Annotated in this window: 18 protein-coding genes; 1 reads left to right on the top strand and 17 read right to left on the bottom strand. The window is 61.7% G+C overall.

Features of this window, described 5'->3' with window-relative positions:
• Position 1 precedes the first annotated feature (1 nt).
• From hemN to ccoN (PF1751_RS20455), 16 genes are all read right to left on the bottom strand, one after another.
• Entirely contained in the window at positions 2–1,384 is a 1,383-nt protein-coding gene (hemN, locus tag PF1751_RS20530; protein WP_010208547.1) for an oxygen-independent coproporphyrinogen III oxidase, read from the bottom strand.
• 103 nt (positions 1,385–1,487) lie between these two features.
• On the bottom strand, positions 1,488–2,171 hold the full coding sequence (locus PF1751_RS20525) for a sulfite exporter TauE/SafE family protein (RefSeq protein WP_010208548.1): 684 nt from the start codon (positions 2,169–2,171) through the stop codon (positions 1,488–1,490).
• On the bottom strand, positions 2,164–2,376 hold the full coding sequence (ccoS, locus tag PF1751_RS20520) for a cbb3-type cytochrome oxidase assembly protein CcoS (protein WP_010208549.1): 213 nt from the start codon (positions 2,374–2,376) through the stop codon (positions 2,164–2,166). Before ccoS ends, PF1751_RS20525 begins: the two co-directional genes overlap by 8 nt.
• Before the next feature lie 22 nt (positions 2,377–2,398).
• Positions 2,399–4,849, bottom strand: coding sequence for a heavy metal translocating P-type ATPase (locus tag PF1751_RS20515; RefSeq protein ID WP_044287662.1), 2,451 nt, complete (start codon positions 4,847–4,849; stop codon positions 2,399–2,401).
• A gap of 115 nt (positions 4,850–4,964) precedes the next feature.
• Complete coding sequence (locus PF1751_RS20510; RefSeq protein ID WP_010208551.1) at positions 4,965–5,504, bottom strand: FixH family protein; 540 nt, start codon at positions 5,502–5,504, stop codon at positions 4,965–4,967.
• Positions 5,505–5,520: 16 nt separating this feature from the next.
• Positions 5,521–6,948 (bottom strand): cytochrome c oxidase accessory protein CcoG, encoded by a 1,428-nt coding sequence (gene ccoG / locus PF1751_RS20505; RefSeq protein WP_010208552.1) that lies wholly within the window; start codon positions 6,946–6,948, stop codon positions 5,521–5,523.
• Positions 6,949–7,155: 207 nt separating this feature from the next.
• A complete protein-coding gene (locus PF1751_RS20500; RefSeq protein WP_044287660.1) occupies positions 7,156–7,566 on the bottom strand; it encodes a type II toxin-antitoxin system VapC family toxin in 411 nt (136 codons plus the stop codon).
• A complete protein-coding gene (locus PF1751_RS20495; protein ID WP_010208555.1) occupies positions 7,566–7,820 on the bottom strand; it encodes a type II toxin-antitoxin system Phd/YefM family antitoxin in 255 nt (84 codons plus the stop codon). The genes PF1751_RS20500 and PF1751_RS20495 overlap by 1 nt, the downstream gene beginning before the upstream one ends.
• Before the next feature lie 172 nt (positions 7,821–7,992).
• Positions 7,993–8,970 (bottom strand): cytochrome-c oxidase, cbb3-type subunit III, encoded by a 978-nt coding sequence (ccoP, locus tag PF1751_RS20490; protein ID WP_010208556.1) that lies wholly within the window; start codon positions 8,968–8,970, stop codon positions 7,993–7,995.
• Positions 8,967–9,152: a CcoQ/FixQ family Cbb3-type cytochrome c oxidase assembly chaperone gene (locus tag PF1751_RS20485; protein WP_003175465.1), complete on the bottom strand. Its 186-nt coding sequence runs from the start codon at positions 9,150–9,152 to the stop codon at positions 8,967–8,969. Before PF1751_RS20485 ends, ccoP (PF1751_RS20490) begins: the two co-directional genes overlap by 4 nt.
• A gap of 6 nt (positions 9,153–9,158) precedes the next feature.
• Entirely contained in the window at positions 9,159–9,767 is a 609-nt protein-coding gene (ccoO, locus tag PF1751_RS20480; protein ID WP_003193167.1) for a cytochrome-c oxidase, cbb3-type subunit II, read from the bottom strand.
• Complete coding sequence (gene ccoN / locus PF1751_RS20475; RefSeq protein ID WP_021490916.1) at positions 9,767–11,209, bottom strand: cytochrome-c oxidase, cbb3-type subunit I; 1,443 nt, start codon at positions 11,207–11,209, stop codon at positions 9,767–9,769. Before ccoN (PF1751_RS20475) ends, ccoO (PF1751_RS20480) begins: the two co-directional genes overlap by 1 nt.
• Before the next feature lie 350 nt (positions 11,210–11,559).
• Positions 11,560–12,507, bottom strand: coding sequence for a cytochrome-c oxidase, cbb3-type subunit III (ccoP, locus tag PF1751_RS20470; protein ID WP_021490915.1), 948 nt, complete (start codon positions 12,505–12,507; stop codon positions 11,560–11,562).
• Entirely contained in the window at positions 12,504–12,704 is a 201-nt protein-coding gene (locus PF1751_RS20465; RefSeq protein ID WP_010208563.1) for a cbb3-type cytochrome oxidase subunit 3, read from the bottom strand. The genes ccoP (PF1751_RS20470) and PF1751_RS20465 overlap by 4 nt, the downstream gene beginning before the upstream one ends.
• A 3-nt stretch (positions 12,705–12,707) precedes the next feature.
• Entirely contained in the window at positions 12,708–13,316 is a 609-nt protein-coding gene (ccoO, locus tag PF1751_RS20460) for a cytochrome-c oxidase, cbb3-type subunit II (protein WP_010208565.1), read from the bottom strand.
• A 10-nt stretch (positions 13,317–13,326) separates the two neighbouring features.
• Positions 13,327–14,751, bottom strand: coding sequence for a cytochrome-c oxidase, cbb3-type subunit I (gene ccoN / locus PF1751_RS20455; RefSeq protein ID WP_021490914.1), 1,425 nt, complete (start codon positions 14,749–14,751; stop codon positions 13,327–13,329).
• A gap of 79 nt (positions 14,752–14,830) precedes the next feature.
• On the opposite strand from ccoN (PF1751_RS20455), the gene PF1751_RS20450 reads away from it, so the two are divergent.
• The gene (locus PF1751_RS20450) at positions 14,831–15,523 is read left to right on the top strand and encodes an alpha/beta family hydrolase (RefSeq protein WP_010208569.1); all 693 of its coding nucleotides are present in this window, start codon (positions 14,831–14,833) and stop codon (positions 15,521–15,523) included.
• Between the two features lie 84 nt (positions 15,524–15,607).
• Here the strand turns inward: PF1751_RS20450 and PF1751_RS20445 are convergent, their stop codons facing one another.
• Complete coding sequence (locus tag PF1751_RS20445; RefSeq protein ID WP_010208570.1) at positions 15,608–17,173, bottom strand: methyl-accepting chemotaxis protein; 1,566 nt, start codon at positions 17,171–17,173, stop codon at positions 15,608–15,610.
• Positions 17,174–17,202 lie beyond the last annotated feature (29 nt).

Below are 17,202 nucleotides of genomic sequence, written 5' to 3'. Positions count from 1 at the left end.
ATCAGATCACCCGTGAAAATCGTTGCCTGTTCTGGTGTTCCAGATAGGCATCGAACACCATGCACACCGAGCGCACCAACAAGCGCCCCGCCGGCAGTACGCGAATGCCCTGGGCGTCGAGTTCGATCAGGCCATCCTCGGCCATCGTCTCCAGCTGCGGCCATAGTTCGTCGAAATACCCGCGAAAATCAATATTGAAGGCCTGCTCGATCGCTTCGAATGCCAGGCTGAAATTGCAGATCAACTGCTGAATTACCTCCCGCCGCAATCGATCATCCGTGGTGCACACCAGCCCACGGCTGGTAGCCAGCTGTGCGCCGGCCAATGCGTTCTGGTAGCCGTTGAGGTCGCTGCTGTTCTGGCAGTACAGGTTGCCGATCTGGCTGATCGCCGACACCCCGAGCCCGATCAAGTCGCAGTGCCCGTGGGTGGTGTAGCCCTGGAAGTTGCGTTGCAGGGTGCCTTCTTCCTGAGCGATGGCCAGCTCGTCGTCGGGCAGCGCGAAATGGTCCATGCCGATGTAACGGTAACCGGCCTGGGTCAGTTGCTCGATAGTGGTTTGCAGCATCAAGAGCTTTGAGGCCGGGGAGGGCAGGTCCTCGGTGTTGATGCGCCGCTGGGGCATGAAACGCTCCGGCAGGTGCGCGTAGTTGAACACCGACAACCGGTCGGGTTGCAGCTTGATGACTTCTTCCACGGTACGCGCAAAATTGATCGGCGTTTGCTTGGGCAGGCCGTAGATCAGGTCGATATTGATCGAGCGAAATTGCAGCGTGCGCGCCGCATCGATCACCGCGCGGGTTTCTTCCAGGCTTTGCAGGCGATTGACCGCCCGTTGCACCTCGGGATCGAGGTCTTGCAGGCCGATACTCACGCGGTTGAAACCCAGCTCACGCAGCAGGCCCATGGTGGCCCAGTCGGCTTCGCGAGGGTCGATTTCGATGCCGTAGTCGCCCGAGTCGTCATCCAGCAGATTGAAGTGCTGGCGCAGGCAGCCCATGACCTGGCGCAGTTCGTCGTGACTGAGAAAGGTCGGGGTGCCGCCGCCGAAGTGCAGTTGCTCAACCCGCTGTTTCGGGTCGAGGTGGCAGGCCATCAGCTGGATTTCCTGCTCCAGGCGTTGCAGGTAGGCCTGGGCGCGACCCCGGTCCTTGGTGATGACCTTGTTGCAGGCGCAGTAGTAGCAGATGTTCGCGCAGAATGGCACATGCACATACAACGACAACGGCCGCGCGGCCTTGCGGCTGTCGCGCAGGGCGTGGAGCAGGTCGAAGGTGCCGACCTGGCTGTCGAATTGTACGGCGGTGGGGTAGGACGTGTAGCGCGGTCCCGCCAAGTCGTAGCGGTGAATCAGATTGGCGTCCCAACGAATGGCGTCGAGCATGCGGGCGTTCCCCCGGATAGGCTAGTGGGCCGAGTCTAGGGGCGTGGCGGGGATGGCATCTTGACTTGCATCAACGGGGAGCGGCGCTATGCCACATGGCGATTTAATGGCCCATTAGCCAGTGCTGGTGTGGGCCGGGTAATGTCCAGATACCGAAGAGCATGACCAGCAAACCACCCGCCATCCGCACGCTGCGCTTTCGCAATAACGCCGTCACCCGTTCAGCGGCCAACCCCGTCGCCAGCAAGACCGGCCAGGTGCCCAGGCCAAATGCGAGCATCAGCAGCCCGCTGTCCCAGGCATTGCCTTGGCTCGCCGCCCACAGCAGGGTGCTGTAGACCAACCCACACGGCAACCAACCCCACAGCGCGCCCAACAGCAATGCGCGCGGCACGCTGGACACGGGCAGCAAACGGTTGGCGACGGGCTGTATGTAGCGCCACAGGCCGCGTCCGAGGCTTTCGATACGGGTGAGGCCACTCCACCAGCCGGCCAGGTACAAGCCCATGCAGATCAACAACAACCCGGCCAGTACACGCATGAACAGGGCGGCCGGGCTGTTGGCGACTGCCCAACCCGCCAGGCCGATCAACACCCCGGCCGCGGCATAGCTGAAGATGCGCCCCAGATTGTAGGCCAGCAGCAGTTGAAACCTGCGACCGCGCTGTTCCTTGGGGATCGCCAGGGTCAGCGCACCCATCAGCCCGCCGCACATGCCCAGGCAATGGCCGCCGCCCAGCAGGCCGAGGATCAGTGCGGAGACCAGCAGGGGCGCCAGTTCAAGCATGGGGCGGGTCTTTAGGCGGTTGCTCGGGGTGGTTGGCTTCTTCGACGCCGGCCAGGTGGTTCGGGTCCTGATCGTCGAACAGCACGCTATGGGCGGGGCCGTCGAGGTCGTCGTACTGGCCGCTGTCCACCGCCCAGAAGAAGATGTAGATGGCCACGCCCACTAACAGCAGCGCCGCCGGAATCATCACGTATAAAGCTGGCATCTGCACTCCATGTCCCTGCGGCTCACACCGGCAGCGGGCGGGTTACTGAGGGGGCTCGGGTCGCCGGCGCGCTCGGCAGGCGAGTCAGGCGCAGGGCGTTGAGCACCACGGTCAACGAACTGAGGGACATGCCCACGGCCGCCCAGATCGGGGTGATCCAACCCAGGGCGGCAAACGGCAGCATAAGGCCATTGTACAGCCCGGCCCACAGCAGGTTTTCAATGATCACCCTACGGGTGCGCCGCGCCAGGGTGAAGGCTTGTACCAAGGCGTCCAGGCGGTTGGACAGCAGCACGGCATCGGCGCTGGTCTTGGCCAGGTCGGTGGCCGTGCCCATTGCCACGCTGATGTCGGCGGCGGCAAGCACCGGTACATCGTTGACCCCATCGCCGAGCATCAGCACCTTGCGGCCTTCCTTGTGCAGTTGTTGCAGGACTTGCAGCTTGTCATCGGGGCGCAGGCCGCCGTGGGCCTCATCGATACCCAGCTCAGCAGCGACACTGGCGACCATCGGCGAGCTGTCTCCGGACAACAACAGTGTGCGCCAGCCGCGCGCCTTGCACGCGGCCAGCAATGCAGGGGCGTCGCTGCGCAGGCGGTCGTCGAGCACGAACCAGGCCAGGGCGCCTTCGCGGTCGCCCAGCAGTAGCCACTGGCCCGACACTTGCGGTTCGGCAGGAATCGGGCAACCACTGAGTTCACACACAAAACCGGGTTGGCCAATGCGCAATACGCGCTCGCCGACGCGCCCTTCCAGGCCCAGCCCTGGCGAACTGATGACCTCATCAGCGGCCAGTGGCGCTCGCCCAAAGGCGCGGGCAATCGGGTGTTCGGAACGGTTTTCCAGGGCGGCGGCGAGGCTCAGGCACAGGTCGGTGCTCAGGGGGCCGAGGGGCCGGATGGCCCTTAATGCCAGGCGCCCTTCGGTCAGGGTGCCGGTCTTGTCGAAAATCACCGTGTCGATCTGGTTCAACCCTTCCAGCACATGGCCTCGGGTCAACAGCAGGCCGAGTTTGTGCAAGGTGCCGGTGGCGGCGGTGAGGGCGGTGGGGGTGGCCAGGGACAGTGCGCAAGGGCAGGTCGCCACCAGCATTGCCAGCACAATCCAGAACGCCCGCGACGCGTCCAGCTCCCACCACAGCAGGCCGATCAGCGCGGCGGCCATCAGCGAACACAACAGGAACCACTGCGCGGCGCGGTCGGCGATTTGCGCCAGGCGCGGTTTCTCCGCCTGGGCCCGTTCCAGCAGGCGCACGATGGCGGACAGGCGGGTGTCGTGGCCCAAGGCGCGCACTTCGACGGTCAGCGCGCCTTCGACATTGAGCGTGCCTGCCGTGACCGCGTCGCCAGCCTGGCGGGGTTGCGGCAGGTACTCGCCGGTTAGTAGGGATTCATCAATGCTCGATTGGCCTTCCAGAATCACGCCATCCGCTGGCAGCACGGCGCCCGGATGCACCAACACACGATCGCCCAGCGCCAGTTCGGGCAGCAAGATGCGTTCGCTCTGGCCGTCGGCCTTGAGCCGCAGGCACGACGCGGGCAGCAAGTTGACCAACTGCGCGGTGGCCGCGGCCGTGCGTTCACGGGCGCGGCGCTCAAGGTAGCGACCGGCCAGCAGAAACAGCGCGAACATGCCCACCGCGTCGAAGTACAACTCACCCACGCCGGTGATCGCGGTCCAGATCCCCGCCAAATAAGCACCGCCGATGGCCAGTGACACCGAAACGTCCATGGTCAGGTGGCGGGTGCGCAAGTCGCGCATAGCCCCCTTGAAAAACGGTGCGCAGCTGTAGAACACGATGGGTGTTGTAAGAAACATCGCCACCCAGCGCAGGATCACGTGCAGCTCCGGGCTGAGGTCTATATTGAATTCCGGCCAGGTGGCCATGGTTGCCATCATCGCCTGGAACCACAGCAGACCCGCCACGCCCAATTGGCGCAAGGCCAGGCGGTTTTCGCTGGCCAGTTGCTCGGCGGCGCGGTCCGGCTGATAGGGGTGGGCAGCGTAGCCGATATGGCGCAATTCGCTGAGCAGCTGGCTCAGCGGCAGTTGCCCGTCGGCCCAGCGCACCTGCAGTCGATGGTTGGACAGGTTCAACCGCGCCTCGGCCACAGCGGGCAGGCTGCGCAGGTGTTTTTCGATCAGCCAGCCGCAGGCCGCGCAGCTGATGCCTTCCATCAACAAGGTGGCTTCGGCCAGTTCGCCTTCGTGGCGCACGAAAGGTTTTTGCACATCGGCGCGGTCATACAGCGCCAGCTCGTCCACCAGTTGCACCGGCAATGCCTCAGGGTTGGCCGAGGCTTCGCTACGGTGCTGGTAGTAGCTTTCCAGGCCGCCGGCGACAATCGCTTCGGCCACTGCCTGGCAGCCGGGGCAGCAGAGTTCGCGGCGTTCGCCGAGGATCACTGCGGTGAAGCGGCTGCCGGGCGGGACGGGCAGGGCGCAGTGGTAGCAGGGGATCGGGCTGGTCATGGTTATGGATCTTAGTCGGCTGTGAGGGCCTCATCGCGGGCAAGCCCGGCGCCCACAGGGGACCGCGATCCAATGTGGGAGCGGGCTTGCCCGCGATGCGCGAAGCGCAGGTTCGTTACTTCTTCAGGTCTTCGGCACCCTGCAACGGTTCATCGCCCAACAGCAAGTCCTTGTCGTGGCTGACCTGTTCTTCTTCGAACATGCGCCAGGTGCGGTCGCCTTCCACGCCGAGCAACTCGACGAAGCGACGGCCTTCGACCTTGTCGGTGACTTGGCCGATGTAGCGGCCAGGCTCGCTGGCGCTGCGGGCCAGGTTGATCTTGCGATCCTTCTCCGGCTGGGTCGGAGAAATCAGGTTCAATTCCAGGGTAGTCGGGTTGCTGTTGCCGGTGAGGTTCACCTCGACTTCACCGGTCAGCTCATCCAGGTGCACCTTGGCGCGCAGTTGCAGGGTCTGGGCCAGCAGTTCGCGGTCCAGGGAGCGGTTGATGCCTTTGCCGGCCTCGTAGTAGTTGTCGTTGACCAGGTTGTCCGGGTTATTCACTGCGATAGTCACCATGGACAGGGTCAGCGTCACCGAGCAGGCCAGGATGGCAATGATGATCCAGGGCCAGAGGTGCTTGTACCAGGGGCTTGCGGCAGTTGCTACGGACATTGTTCGGTTCTCTTGATTAACGAACTTGCGGGCCGATGAATCGGCTCTTGGCTTCAATGTGGACGCTGGCGTCATCGGCATCGGTGAGGATGAATTTCACCTCGTTGGTGCTCGACGGCAATTGTTCCGGCGCACTCGACAGCTCGACCGGCATGCTGACGATATCACCGGCAGCCACCTTGATTTCGCGGCGGCCTTGCAGCTTGAGGTCCGGCAGGCCGGCGGCGTCGAGCACGTAGGTGTGGTCGCGCTGATCCTTGTTCATGATCTTCAGGCTGTAGACGTTTTCGATGCGGCCTTCGGCGTTTTCGCGATACAGCACACGGTCCTTGCTCACGTCGAAACCCACCAAAGAGCGCATGAAGAACGCCGCCACCAACAGGCTGATCATCGCCAGCAGCACCAGCGCATAACCGATCAGGCGCGGGCGCAGCTTGTGGGTTTTTTGCCCCGACAGGTTGTGTTCGGTGGTGTAGCTGATCAGGCCGCGCGGGTACTCCATCTTATCCATGATGTTGTCGCAGGCGTCGATACACGCGGCGCAGCCGATGCACTCGATCTGCAGCCCGTCGCGAATGTCGATGCCGGTGGGGCACACCTGCACGCACATCGTGCAATCGATGCAATCGCCGAGGCCCTGGGCCTTGTAGTCGACGCCTTTTTTGCGCGGGCCACGCAGTTCGCCACGGCGTGGATCGTAGGAAACGATCAGGGTGTCCTTGTCGAACATCACGCTCTGGAAGCGTGCATACGGGCACATGTAGATGCACACCTGTTCGCGCAGCCAGCCGGCGTTGCCATAGGTGGCGAGGGTGAAGAACCCCACCCAGAAATACGACCAGCCATCGGCCTGGCCGGTAAAGAAGTCGAACACCAGTTCGCGGATCGGCGAGAAATAGCCGACAAAGGTCATGCCGGTGACAAAACCGATCAGCAGCCACAGCGTGTGTTTGCTGAACTTGCGCAGGAATTTGTTGGCACCCATCGGTGCTTTATCGAGCTTGATGCGCTGGTTGCGGTCGCCTTCGGTGACCTTTTCACACCACATGAAGATCCACGTCCACACGCTTTGCGGACAGGTGTAGCCGCACCACACACGACCGGCATACACCGTGATAAAGAACAGGCCAAACGCCGCGACGATAAGAATGCCCGAGAGCAGGATGAAGTCCTGGGGCCAGAAGGTCGCGCCAAAAATAAAGAACTTACGCTCCGGCAGGTTCCACCACACGGCCTGGTGGCCACCCCAGTTCAGCCACACGGTGCCGAAGTAGAGCAGGAAAAGACCGGCACCACCGAGCATGCGCAGATTGCGGAACAGGCCGGTGAAGGCACGGGTGTAGATTTTCTCTCGCGAGGCGTAGAGGTCGACGGTTTTACTGTCGGAACCGTTTGTGTGTTTGGCAGGCGGGGTAACGTCATGTACCGGTATCTGGTTGCTCATCATTGCATCCCACGGCGGTGGAGATTTGCCTCGGCCAGTACGTGCCAACCGGGGTCAAATTAAGGGTGTTGCAGTGGCCTGATGATACGCCCCTGAGGGTATGCCAGGGGTGCGACCTTTGGTCGCGTTGGGGAAAATCAATTGATGGTGTACGTGATCTGGATCAATTGACTTGGCAAGTATGGACGGTTTTTGCGGGTAAGGCGGTCATTCGTCCCATGGGTTAATCAGTGAAACGCCGCTGGATTTGAAATCACTGACATTGCGCGTAACGACGGTTAACCCATGTACCAGAGCAGTAGCGGCGATCAGTGCATCGCTTTCATTGGCCCGGTCAGGAACATGCAGATGTGCACAGCGCAGTGCAACCGCAGCATCCACCGACAGAATCCTGGCATCAAAAGCGGGCATTACATGGCGCTTGAGCCAGGTTCTCAGCACCTTCCCTTGTGCCGGGTTTCGGCGCTCAACACGCAAGACCCCGGTTTCCAATTCTTTCAGCGTAATCGCTGAAATAAACATGCGTGGAGCGATCACACTTTTGGCCCAGGCGACCACCTTTGCATCGGCGTGGGGTTTACGCAGTTCGGAGATAACGTTGGTGTCGAGCAGATACATCAAGAGAGGTCCACGGGTCGATGAGTGATCACGGCACGTTCGGTTTCGAAGTCGATATCGGCCGCTTCCGGCATCACTAGCAGATCAACGATATCGGCATTGAGCCCTGTCAGTTTCTGGTAGTCCTCAATACTTAGCAGTACATGGGCAGGCTTGCCGCGATCGGTGATAAAAACCGGCCCCTGGCGGGCGGCTTTTTTGGCACCACTTGTGTCTTGGTTGAATTCGCGGCTGGAAATGGTTGTGATGGTCATGAGGTGACCCCCTCCGTCAGACTTCATGTAGTTACGTTACTACTTGGAAGTCGACGGCGGCAAGTCGGAGGCTACAAACGGTCATGTGCTCCAATTTGAACAGCTTCTGGGAGCCAGAAAGACCAAAGCCCCGCCAGCTTGCGCTGCACGGGGCTCTGGTCTTTTCGAGTGGTTACTGCTCTTCAGCCTTCTTATCCCCATGGGACAAGCTGTACACATACGCTGCCAGCAAGTGCACTTTGTCGTTGCCTTGCAGTTGCTCCTGAGCAGGCATCTGGCCCTGGCGGCCCCAGCGGATGGTCTGTTGCAGTTGAGCAAAGCTCGAACCGTAGATGAACGCGCCCGGATGGGTCAGGTCGGGCGCGCCCATGGCAGGGGTGCCTTTGCCGGCAGGACCGTGGCAGGCCACGCAGTTGGCGGCGAAGAGTTTCTCGCCGTTGGCCACATCGGCTTTCACGCCTTCGGGCAGCTTGCGGCCGTCAAGGTTGGTGACGACGAACGCCGCCACATCACTGACGCCTTGCTCCTTGAGGATATCCAGCCAGGCCGGCATCACCGCATGGCGGCCTTTCATGATGGTTTCCTTGATGGTGGCCGGCTCGCCACCCCAGCGCCAGTCGGCATCGGTCAGGTTGGGGAAGCCATAGGCACCCTTGGCGTCGGAACCGTGGCACACCGAGCAGTTGGAGGCGAACAGGCGGCCGCCCATCTTCAAGGCTTGTGGGTCCTTGGCGACTTCTTCAATCGGCATCGACGCGAATTTGGCGAAGATCGGGCCGAACTTGGCGTCCGACTTGGCCATTTCCTTTTCCCATTCGTGCACGCCGGTCCAGCCGGTCTGGCCGTTGGCGAAGGGGGTTTGCTTGTCGTTGTCGAGGTAGCTGTAGCCCGGCAGCAGGCCCTTCCAGTTACCCAGGCCGGGGTACAGCGCCAGGTAGCCGAGGGCGAAGATGATGGTGCCGACGAACAGCATGAACCACCACTTGGGCAGGGGGTTGTCGTACTCCTCGATGCCGTCGAACGAGTGGCCGACGGTCTCGTCGGTTTGCTCGGCGCGCTGGCCCTTGCGGGTCGACAGCAGCAGCCAGGTCAGGGCGAAGATGGTACCCAGGCTGAGGACTGTGACGTACAGACTCCAGAACGTAGTCATTCTTTGTTACTCCTAGAAGCTTGCTCGACGTGCTTGATGGCTTCGGGATCATCCGCAAAGGGCAGCAAGGTCGCGTCTTCAAACTCCGACTTGCGCTTGGGGCTGAACACCCACAACGCCAGGCCGATAAAGGCCACCATCACCACAACGGTGCCCAGGCCACGAATCATCCCGATATCCATGAAGAATCACCGTTTGCTTTTGATGATGGTGCCCAGGCCTTGCAGGTAGGCCACCAGTGCGTCCATTTCGGTCTTGCCCTTTACGGCTGCGGCTGCACCGGCGATGTCTTCGTCGGTGTAGGGCACGCCCAGGGTGCGCAAGACTTCCATCTTCTTCGCGGTGTCCTTGCCGTCGAGCTTGTTTTCCACGAGGAACGGGTACGCCGGCATTTTCGATTCAGGCACCACGTTGCGCGGGTTGTACAAGTGCGCGCGCTGCCAGTCATCGGAGTAACGCCCGCCGACACGGGCCAGGTCCGGGCCGGTGCGCTTGGAACCCCACAGGAACGGGTGGTCCCACACGCTTTCGCCGGCAACCGAGTAGTGGCCGTAGCGTTCGGTTTCGGCGCGGAACGGGCGGATCATCTGCGAGTGGCAGCCGACACACCCGTTGGCGATGTAGACGTCGCGGCCTTCCAGTTCAAGGGCGGTGCGCGGCTTCATGCCTTCGACCGGCTTGTTGGTCACGTCCTGGAAGAACAGCGGAACGATCTGGGTCAGGCCGCCGATACTCACGGCGATGACCATGAAGAAGGCCAGCAGGCCGATATTCTTCTCGACTACTTCATGCTTCATCAGTGAGCTCCCACAACGGCGATCTTGGCGGCGGCTTCGGCTTCTGCCGGGTCGGAGGCACGCACGGTGCGCCAGACGTTGTAGGCCATGAACAGCATGCCGGCGGCAAAGAACGCACCGCCCAGGGCGCGGACGATGTAGCCCGGGTGGCTGGCTTGCAGCGCTTCGACGAAGGAGTAGGTGAGGGTGCCGTCATCGTTGATCGCACGCCACATCAGGCCTTGGGTGATGCCGTTGACCCACATCGAGGCGATATAGAGCACGGTGCCGATGGTGGCCAGCCAGAAGTGGGTGTTGATCAGCGCGACGCTGTGCATCTGCACGCGGCCGAACAGTCTGGGGATCATGTGGTAGATCGCACCGATGGAGATCATCGCCACCCAGCCGAGAGCGCCGGCGTGTACGTGGCCGATGGTCCAGTCGGTGTAGTGGGACAGTGAGTTGACGGTCTTGATCGCCATCATCGGCCCTTCGAAGGTCGACATGCCGTAGAAGGCCAGCGATACCACGAGGAAGCGCAGGATCGGGTCGGTGCGCAATTTATGCCACGCGCCCGACAGGGTCATCATGCCGTTGATCATGCCGCCCCAGCTCGGGGCCAGCAGGATGATCGACATCGCCATGCCCAGCGACTGCGCCCAATCCGGCAGCGCGGTGTAGTGCAAGTGGTGCGGACCGGCCCAGATGTACAGGGTGATCAGCGCCCAGAAGTGCACGATGGACAAGCGATACGAGTAAATAGGACGTTCGGCCTGTTTCGGCACGAAGTAGTACATCATCCCCAGGAAACCGGTGGTGAGGAAGAAACCTACGGCGTTGTGGCCGTACCACCACTGGATCATCGCATCCGTGGCCCCGGCGTAGGCCGAGTAGGACTTGAACAGGCTGACCGGCAACGAGGCGTGGTTGACGATGTGCAGCATCGCCGTCACCAGGATGAACGCGCCGTAGAACCAGTTGCCCACATAGATGTGCTTGGTCTTGCGCTTGACGATGGTGCCGAAGAACACCACGGCATAGGTCACCCACACGATGGCGAGCAAAATGGCGATGGGCCATTCCAGCTCGGCGTATTCCTTGGTGGTGGTGTACCCCAGCGGCAGGGTGACGATGGCGCCGACGATGACCGCTTGCCAACCCCAGAAGGTGAAGGCCGCGAGGCTGTCGGAGATCAGTCGCGTCTGGCAGGTTCGCTGCACGACATAGTAGGAGGTGGCAAACAATGCACATCCGCCGAAGGCGAAGATCACCAGGTTGGTGTGCAGCGGGCGCAGGCGGCCAAAGGTTGTCCATGGCAAACCGAAATTCAATTCCGGCCAAACCAGTTGCGAGGCGATGAACACCCCGAGCCCCATGCCAAGGATCCCCCAGACCACCGTCATGATGGCGAACTGGCGGACTACCTTATAGTTATAAGCAGTCGGACTGATTGCTGTGCTCATTCTAAGGTTCCACGGTTTAGGTTTTTTTATAGGTAAAATCGGCCGCAAGTATGTAGAAAGCGAGGGGCCATTGCAACGCAATGGCTGACCTGTATCAATGCGTTCCACGCCAGATTCTGCGCCCTTTCCATGTTTGGCGTAAGGACAAAATTCGAAATCAAAAGCTGATCGAGTGGACAGGAAAATTTTGGGGTCGCAACGAATGCCGTCGCGTACGCCAGGATTGGTCCGCTTTGGGAACAAGCGTAGACCCGAAAGTGAGGGGGGGAAAGGTGGGCTTTGGAAGGGTGTGACACTTGGTCGCGTGCGAAGTCGAGCTGCCGCCCCATGGTGGGGCGGCAGTTCAGGGGTTACTCGGGCTGGCTTTCTGGCGTTGCGCCATCAGCGTTGTGGGATAGGCTGTAAACGTAGGCGGCCAACAGGTGCACCTTGTCATTGCCTTGCAGCACTTCCTGCGCCGGCATCTGGCCTTGGCGGCCGTGACGGATGGTCTGCTGCAACTGCGCGAGGCTGGTGCCATAGATGTAGCCGGCCGGTTTGGTCAGGTCGGGCGCACCCATGGCTTCCATGCCGTGGCCTTCCGGACCGTGGCAGGCAACACAGGTGGTGTTGAACGCCGTTTGGCCAGCCGCCAGGTCGGCAGTGCTGTCAGCCGGCAGGGGCAGCTTGGCCACGTCGTGACGCACATAGGCGGCGACGTTTTTCACACCTTCATCGCCGAGCATGTCACCCCAGGCCGGCATCGCGGCATGACGGCCGTTCAGGATGGTGGTCTTGATTGCCTCGGCCGAACCGCCCCAGCGCCAGATGTTGTCCGCCAGGTTCGGGAAACCAAACGCGCCCTTGGCGTCCGAGCCGTGGCACACCGCGCAGTTGGAGGCAAACAGGCGACCGCCCATTTTCAGCGCTTGCGGGTCTTTGGCGACTTCTTCCACGGGCATGGCCGAGAACTTGGCGAAGATCGGCCCGAACTTGGCATCGGCCTTGGCCATTTCCTTGTCCCATTCCTTGGTCTGGGTCCAGCCGTCTTGATAGCCTGGCAACACGCCTTTCCAGTTGCCCAGGCCCGGGTAGAGGATCAGGTAGCCGACCGCAAACACCAGGGTGCCGGCGAACAGCATGAACCACCACTGGGGCAGGGGGTTGTCATATTCCTCGATGCCGTCGAAGGCGTGGCCCATGGTCTGGTCGACGCTGCCCTTGGTCTCGCCCTTGCGGGTGCCGACCAAAAGCCAGGTCAGGCCGATCAGGCTGCCGAGGGTCAGTACGCAGATCCATGTACTCCAGAATAGGGTCATGGCCGAGTGCTCCTTATTGCAGGCTCTTCTTGAGCGTCGGATGGAGAAGGTTCATCGGCGAAGGGCAGCAGGCGCGCCTGCTCGAATTCCGCATTGCGCCGGTTGTTGAACACCCACAACGACAGGCCGATAAAGGCGATAGCAACCACCAGCGTGCCGAGGCCGCGGATGGTGCCCGCATCGAATTCAAATCCCATGGCTCACCTCTTGCTCTTGATGGCAGTGCCGAGCACTTGCAGGTACGAGACCAGTGCATCCATCTCGGTCTTGCCCTTGAGGCTGGCCACGGCACCATTGATGTCGTCGTCGGTGTACGGCACGCCGAGGGTGCGCATCACGTTCAACTTGGTCTCGGTGTGGCTGCTGTCGACGGCGGCGGTGACCAGCCACGGGTAGGCCGGCATTTTCGACTCGGGCACCACGTTGCGCGGGTTGTACAAGTGCGCGCGGTGCCAGTCGTCCGAGTAGCGGGCGCCGACGCGTGCCAGGTCCGGGCCGGTGCGCTTGGAGCCCCACAGGAACGGGTGGTCCCACACGCTTTCGCCCGCCACCGAGTAGTGGCCATAGCGTTCGGTCTCGGCGCGGAACGGGCGGATCATCTGCGAGTGGCACTGTACGCAGCCTTCGCGGATGTAGATGTCACGGCCTTCCAATTGCAGCGCGGTGTAGGGCTTCATGCCTTCCACCGGTTTATTGGTGACGTCCTGGAAGAACAGCGGGACGATCTGGGTCAGGCCGCCGATGCTCACGGCCAGCACCATGAGCAGCATCAGCAGGCCGACGTTCTTTTCAATCGTTTCGTGTTTCATCACAGACTCCTCAGGCCAGCTGCGCAGTGGTGGTGGCTTCGACGGGCTGCGCCGAACGCACGGTGCGCCAGGTGTTGTAAGCCATCAGGAACATGCCGCAGAGGAACACCGCACCGCCCACCAGCCGCACGATGAAACCAGGGTGGCTGGCCACCAGGGTTTCGACGAAGGAGTAGGTCAAGGTGCCGTCTTCGTTGATTGCACGCCACATCAGGCCCTGGGCGATGCCGTTGACCCACATCGAGGCGATGTAGAGCACGGTGCCGATGGTGGCCAGCCAGAAGTGCGCGTTGATCAGGCCGAGGCTGTACATCTGCTCGCGGCCGAAGACTTTCGGGATCATGTGGTACAGCGCGCCGATGGAGATCATCGCCACCCAACCGAGGGCGCCAGCGTGTACGTGGCCAATGGTCCAGTCGGTGTAGTGGGAGAGGGCGTTGACGGTCTTGATCGCCATCATCGGGCCTTCGAACGTCGACATGCCGTAGAAGGCCAGGGAGACGACAAGGAAGCGCAGGATCGGGTCGCTGCGCAATTTATGCCAGGCACCCGACAAGGTCATCATGCCGTTGATCATGCCGCCCCAGCTCGGTGCCAGCAGCACCAGCGACATCACCATGCCCAGGGACTGTGCCCAGTCAGGCAGCGCGGTGTAGTGCAAGTGGTGTGGGCCGGCCCAGATGTACAGGGTGATCAGCGCCCAGAAGTGCACAATGGACAAGCGATAGGAATACACCGGACGCTCGGCCTGCTTGGGCACGAAGTAATACATCATGCCGAGGAAGCCGGCGGTGAGGAAAAAGCCTACCGCGTTATGCCCGTACCACCACTGCACCATGGCATCCGTCGCACCGCCGTAGAGGGAGTAGGACTTGGTCAGGCTGACCGGGATTTCCAGGTTGTTGACGATATGCAGGATCGCCACGGTGATGATGAACGCACCGAAGAACCAGTTGCCGACGTAGATGTGCTTAGTGTTGCGCTTCATCACCGTGCCGAAGAACACGATGGCGTAGGCCACCCAGACGATGGTGATGAGGATGTCGATCGGCCATTCCAGCTCGGCGTATTCCTTGGAACTGGTGTAGCCCAGCGGCAAGCTGATCGCGGCCAACAGGATGACCAACTGCCAGCCCCAGAAGCAGAACGCGGCGATCTTCGGCGCGAACAGCCGGGTTTGGCAGGTGCGTTGTACCGAGTAGAAAGAGCTGGCGAATAGCGCGCAGCCGCCGAAGGCGAAGATCACCGCGTTGGTGTGCAACGGGCGCAGGCGGCCGAAGCTGGTCCAAGGCAAGTCGAAGTTGAGTGCAGGCCAGACCAATTGGGCGGCGAGAAAAACCCCGAGCCCCATGCCGACGATGCCCCACACCACCGTCATAATGGCGAATTGGCGGACCACCTTGTAGTTATAGGCGGTACTTAAAGTAGTGTTCATGGTTCCCCATCCACGGTTCAACCCAAGCAAGTGCGGCACTTGGGCTGGAGTTATAGGCAGACTGAATAGCGAGGCAAGCATGGGCAAAGAGCACAAGGCCAGTATTGACGGGGATCAATGGGCGCAGTGTGTGCGGGAACACGGCTGGTTGTGGGATGTCGCGTCGACGGTTGCGGGACGTGAACCTGTGACGCTGATCCTGGCCCACGGCGCTGGTGCACCGATGGACTCATCCTTCATGAACGACATGGCTGCACGCCTTGCCGGGCATGGGGTCAGCGTGTTGCGCTTCGAGTTTCCCTACATGGCTCAACGCCGTGTCGACGGCGGCAAGCGCCCGCCGAACCCGGCACCGAAACTGCTGGAAGCCTGGCGCGAGGTGATTACCGAGGTGCGACGTCATGTCGCTGGGACACTGGCCATTGGCGGCAAGTCCATGGGCGGGCGCATGGCCAGTTTGTTGGCTGATGAAGTGGGCGCCGATGGGTTGGTGTGCCTGGGGTATCCGTTCTATGCGCCGGGTAAACCGGAGAAACCACGCACTGAGCATCTGGCTGGGTTGAAGACGCCGACCTTGATTGTGCAGGGCGAGCGCGATGCCCTGGGGAATCGGGCGACGGTGGAGGGGTATGTGTTATCGCCGAGCATCGAGGTGATGTGGTTGGTGGCGGGGGATCATGATTTGAAGCCGTTGAAGGCCTCGGGGTTTACGCATGAGCAGCATTTGGCGGCTGCAGCGGCGAAGGTCGCTGAGTTTCTCGGCGCCTGTTAGGGACCCTTCGCGAGCAAGCCCGCTCCCACATTTGAATGCATTCACACATCAACATGTGGGAGCGGCCTTGCTCGCGAAAGCGGTCTACCGGTTAAACCGCTCCACCAGCGAATACTGGGTATTCGCCGTATGGGTCAGCTCTTCACTCAACTGCGCCGAGTTCATCGCCTGTTCCGACGTCTGGTCCGCCAACAGCGCAATCGTACTGATATTACGGCTGATCTCTTCTGCCACCGAGCTTTGCTCTTCGGTCGCTGCCGCGATCTGGGTAGTCATGTCGGTGATATGCGCCACCGCTTCACTGATGCCCACCAACGCCTGATCGGCCTCCATCACCCGCGCCACGCCTTCTTCGGCCTGGCGATGCCCGGCGTCCATGGTTTGCACGGCGGCGGCAGCGGTCTGCTGCAGCTTGGCGATCAAGGCATGGATCTGCCCGGTTGATTCAGCGGTGCGCTGTGCCAGTTGACGGACTTCGTCGGCGACGACCGCAAAACCACGGCCCATCTCGCCGGCACGGGCCGCTTCGATGGCGGCGTTGAGTGCCAGCAGGTTGGTCTGGTCGGCAATGCCTTTGATCACATCGACCACGCCGCCGATTTCATCGCTGTCCTTGGCCAGTTGGGTGACGGTCACACCGGTCTCGCCCACGGCCACTGACAGACGCTGGATCGCCTCGCGGGTTTCCCCGGCGATATCGCGGCCGCGACCGGTCAGGCGGTTAGCCTCCTGGGTCGCATCGGCGGTACGCTGCACGTGGCTGGCGACTTCCTGCGTGGTGGCTGCCATCTGATTGACTGCGGTCGCCACCTGTTCGGTCTCGACGCGCTGGCGTTCCAGGCCACTGGAGCTGTTATGCGCCAGGGTGTTGGACTGCGCGGCTTGGTCGTTGAGGTGTTCGGCGGTGTCCTGCAAGCGCGTCAGGCAAGTCTTCAGACGTGCCTCCTGGCTGAGGATCGACATTTCCAGACGCGCCTGGGCGCCACGGCTGTCGGTGTACATCTGCGCGATCAACGGGTCGGACGTGGTCTGCTCAGCCAGGCGCAGCAAGCGTTTGAGGCCGCGCTGTTGCCAACTCAGGCCCAGCAGGCCCAACGGCACCGACAACCCCGCCGCCAGGGCAAAGCCCCAGTGGGAGTTCAGCGACGCACCAATCATGAAGCTCAATTGGCTCACCAGGATAAACGGCAGCCAGTCCTGCAACACCGGCAGCCACTTGTCCCGTTGGGGGATCGCCGACTTGCCCTGGTTGATGCGGTGGTAGAGCGCTTCGGCACGGCGGATCTGCTCGGCGGTGGGCTTGATGCGCACCGATTCGTAGCCGACCACCTGATTGCCTTCGAAAACGGGCGTCACGTAGGCGTTAACCCAGTAATGATCACCGGTCTTGCAGCGGTTCTTGACGATGCCCATCCATGGCAAGCCTTGTTTGAGCGTGGACCACATGTGCGCGAACACCGCCGGCGGCACATCCGGGTGACGCACCAGGTTGTGCGGGGCACGCACCAGTTCGTCGCGGGAGAACCCACTGATCTCGACGAAAGCGTCGTTGCAGTAGGTGATCACGCCTTTGGCATCTGTGGTGGAGATCAACCGTTGCTGAGCGGGGAAGGTACGTTCGCGCTGGGTAACGGGTTGGTTATTACGCATGATTGTTCAATCCGCAAGGCTTTCAAGGG

It is taken from the genome of Pseudomonas simiae, from assembly GCF_000934565.1.
Lineage (GTDB): Bacteria > Pseudomonadota > Gammaproteobacteria > Pseudomonadales > Pseudomonadaceae > Aquipseudomonas > Aquipseudomonas simiae.
Note: the sequence above shows the minus strand (reverse complement) of the source record. Positions and strands in the feature narration are given on the sequence as shown.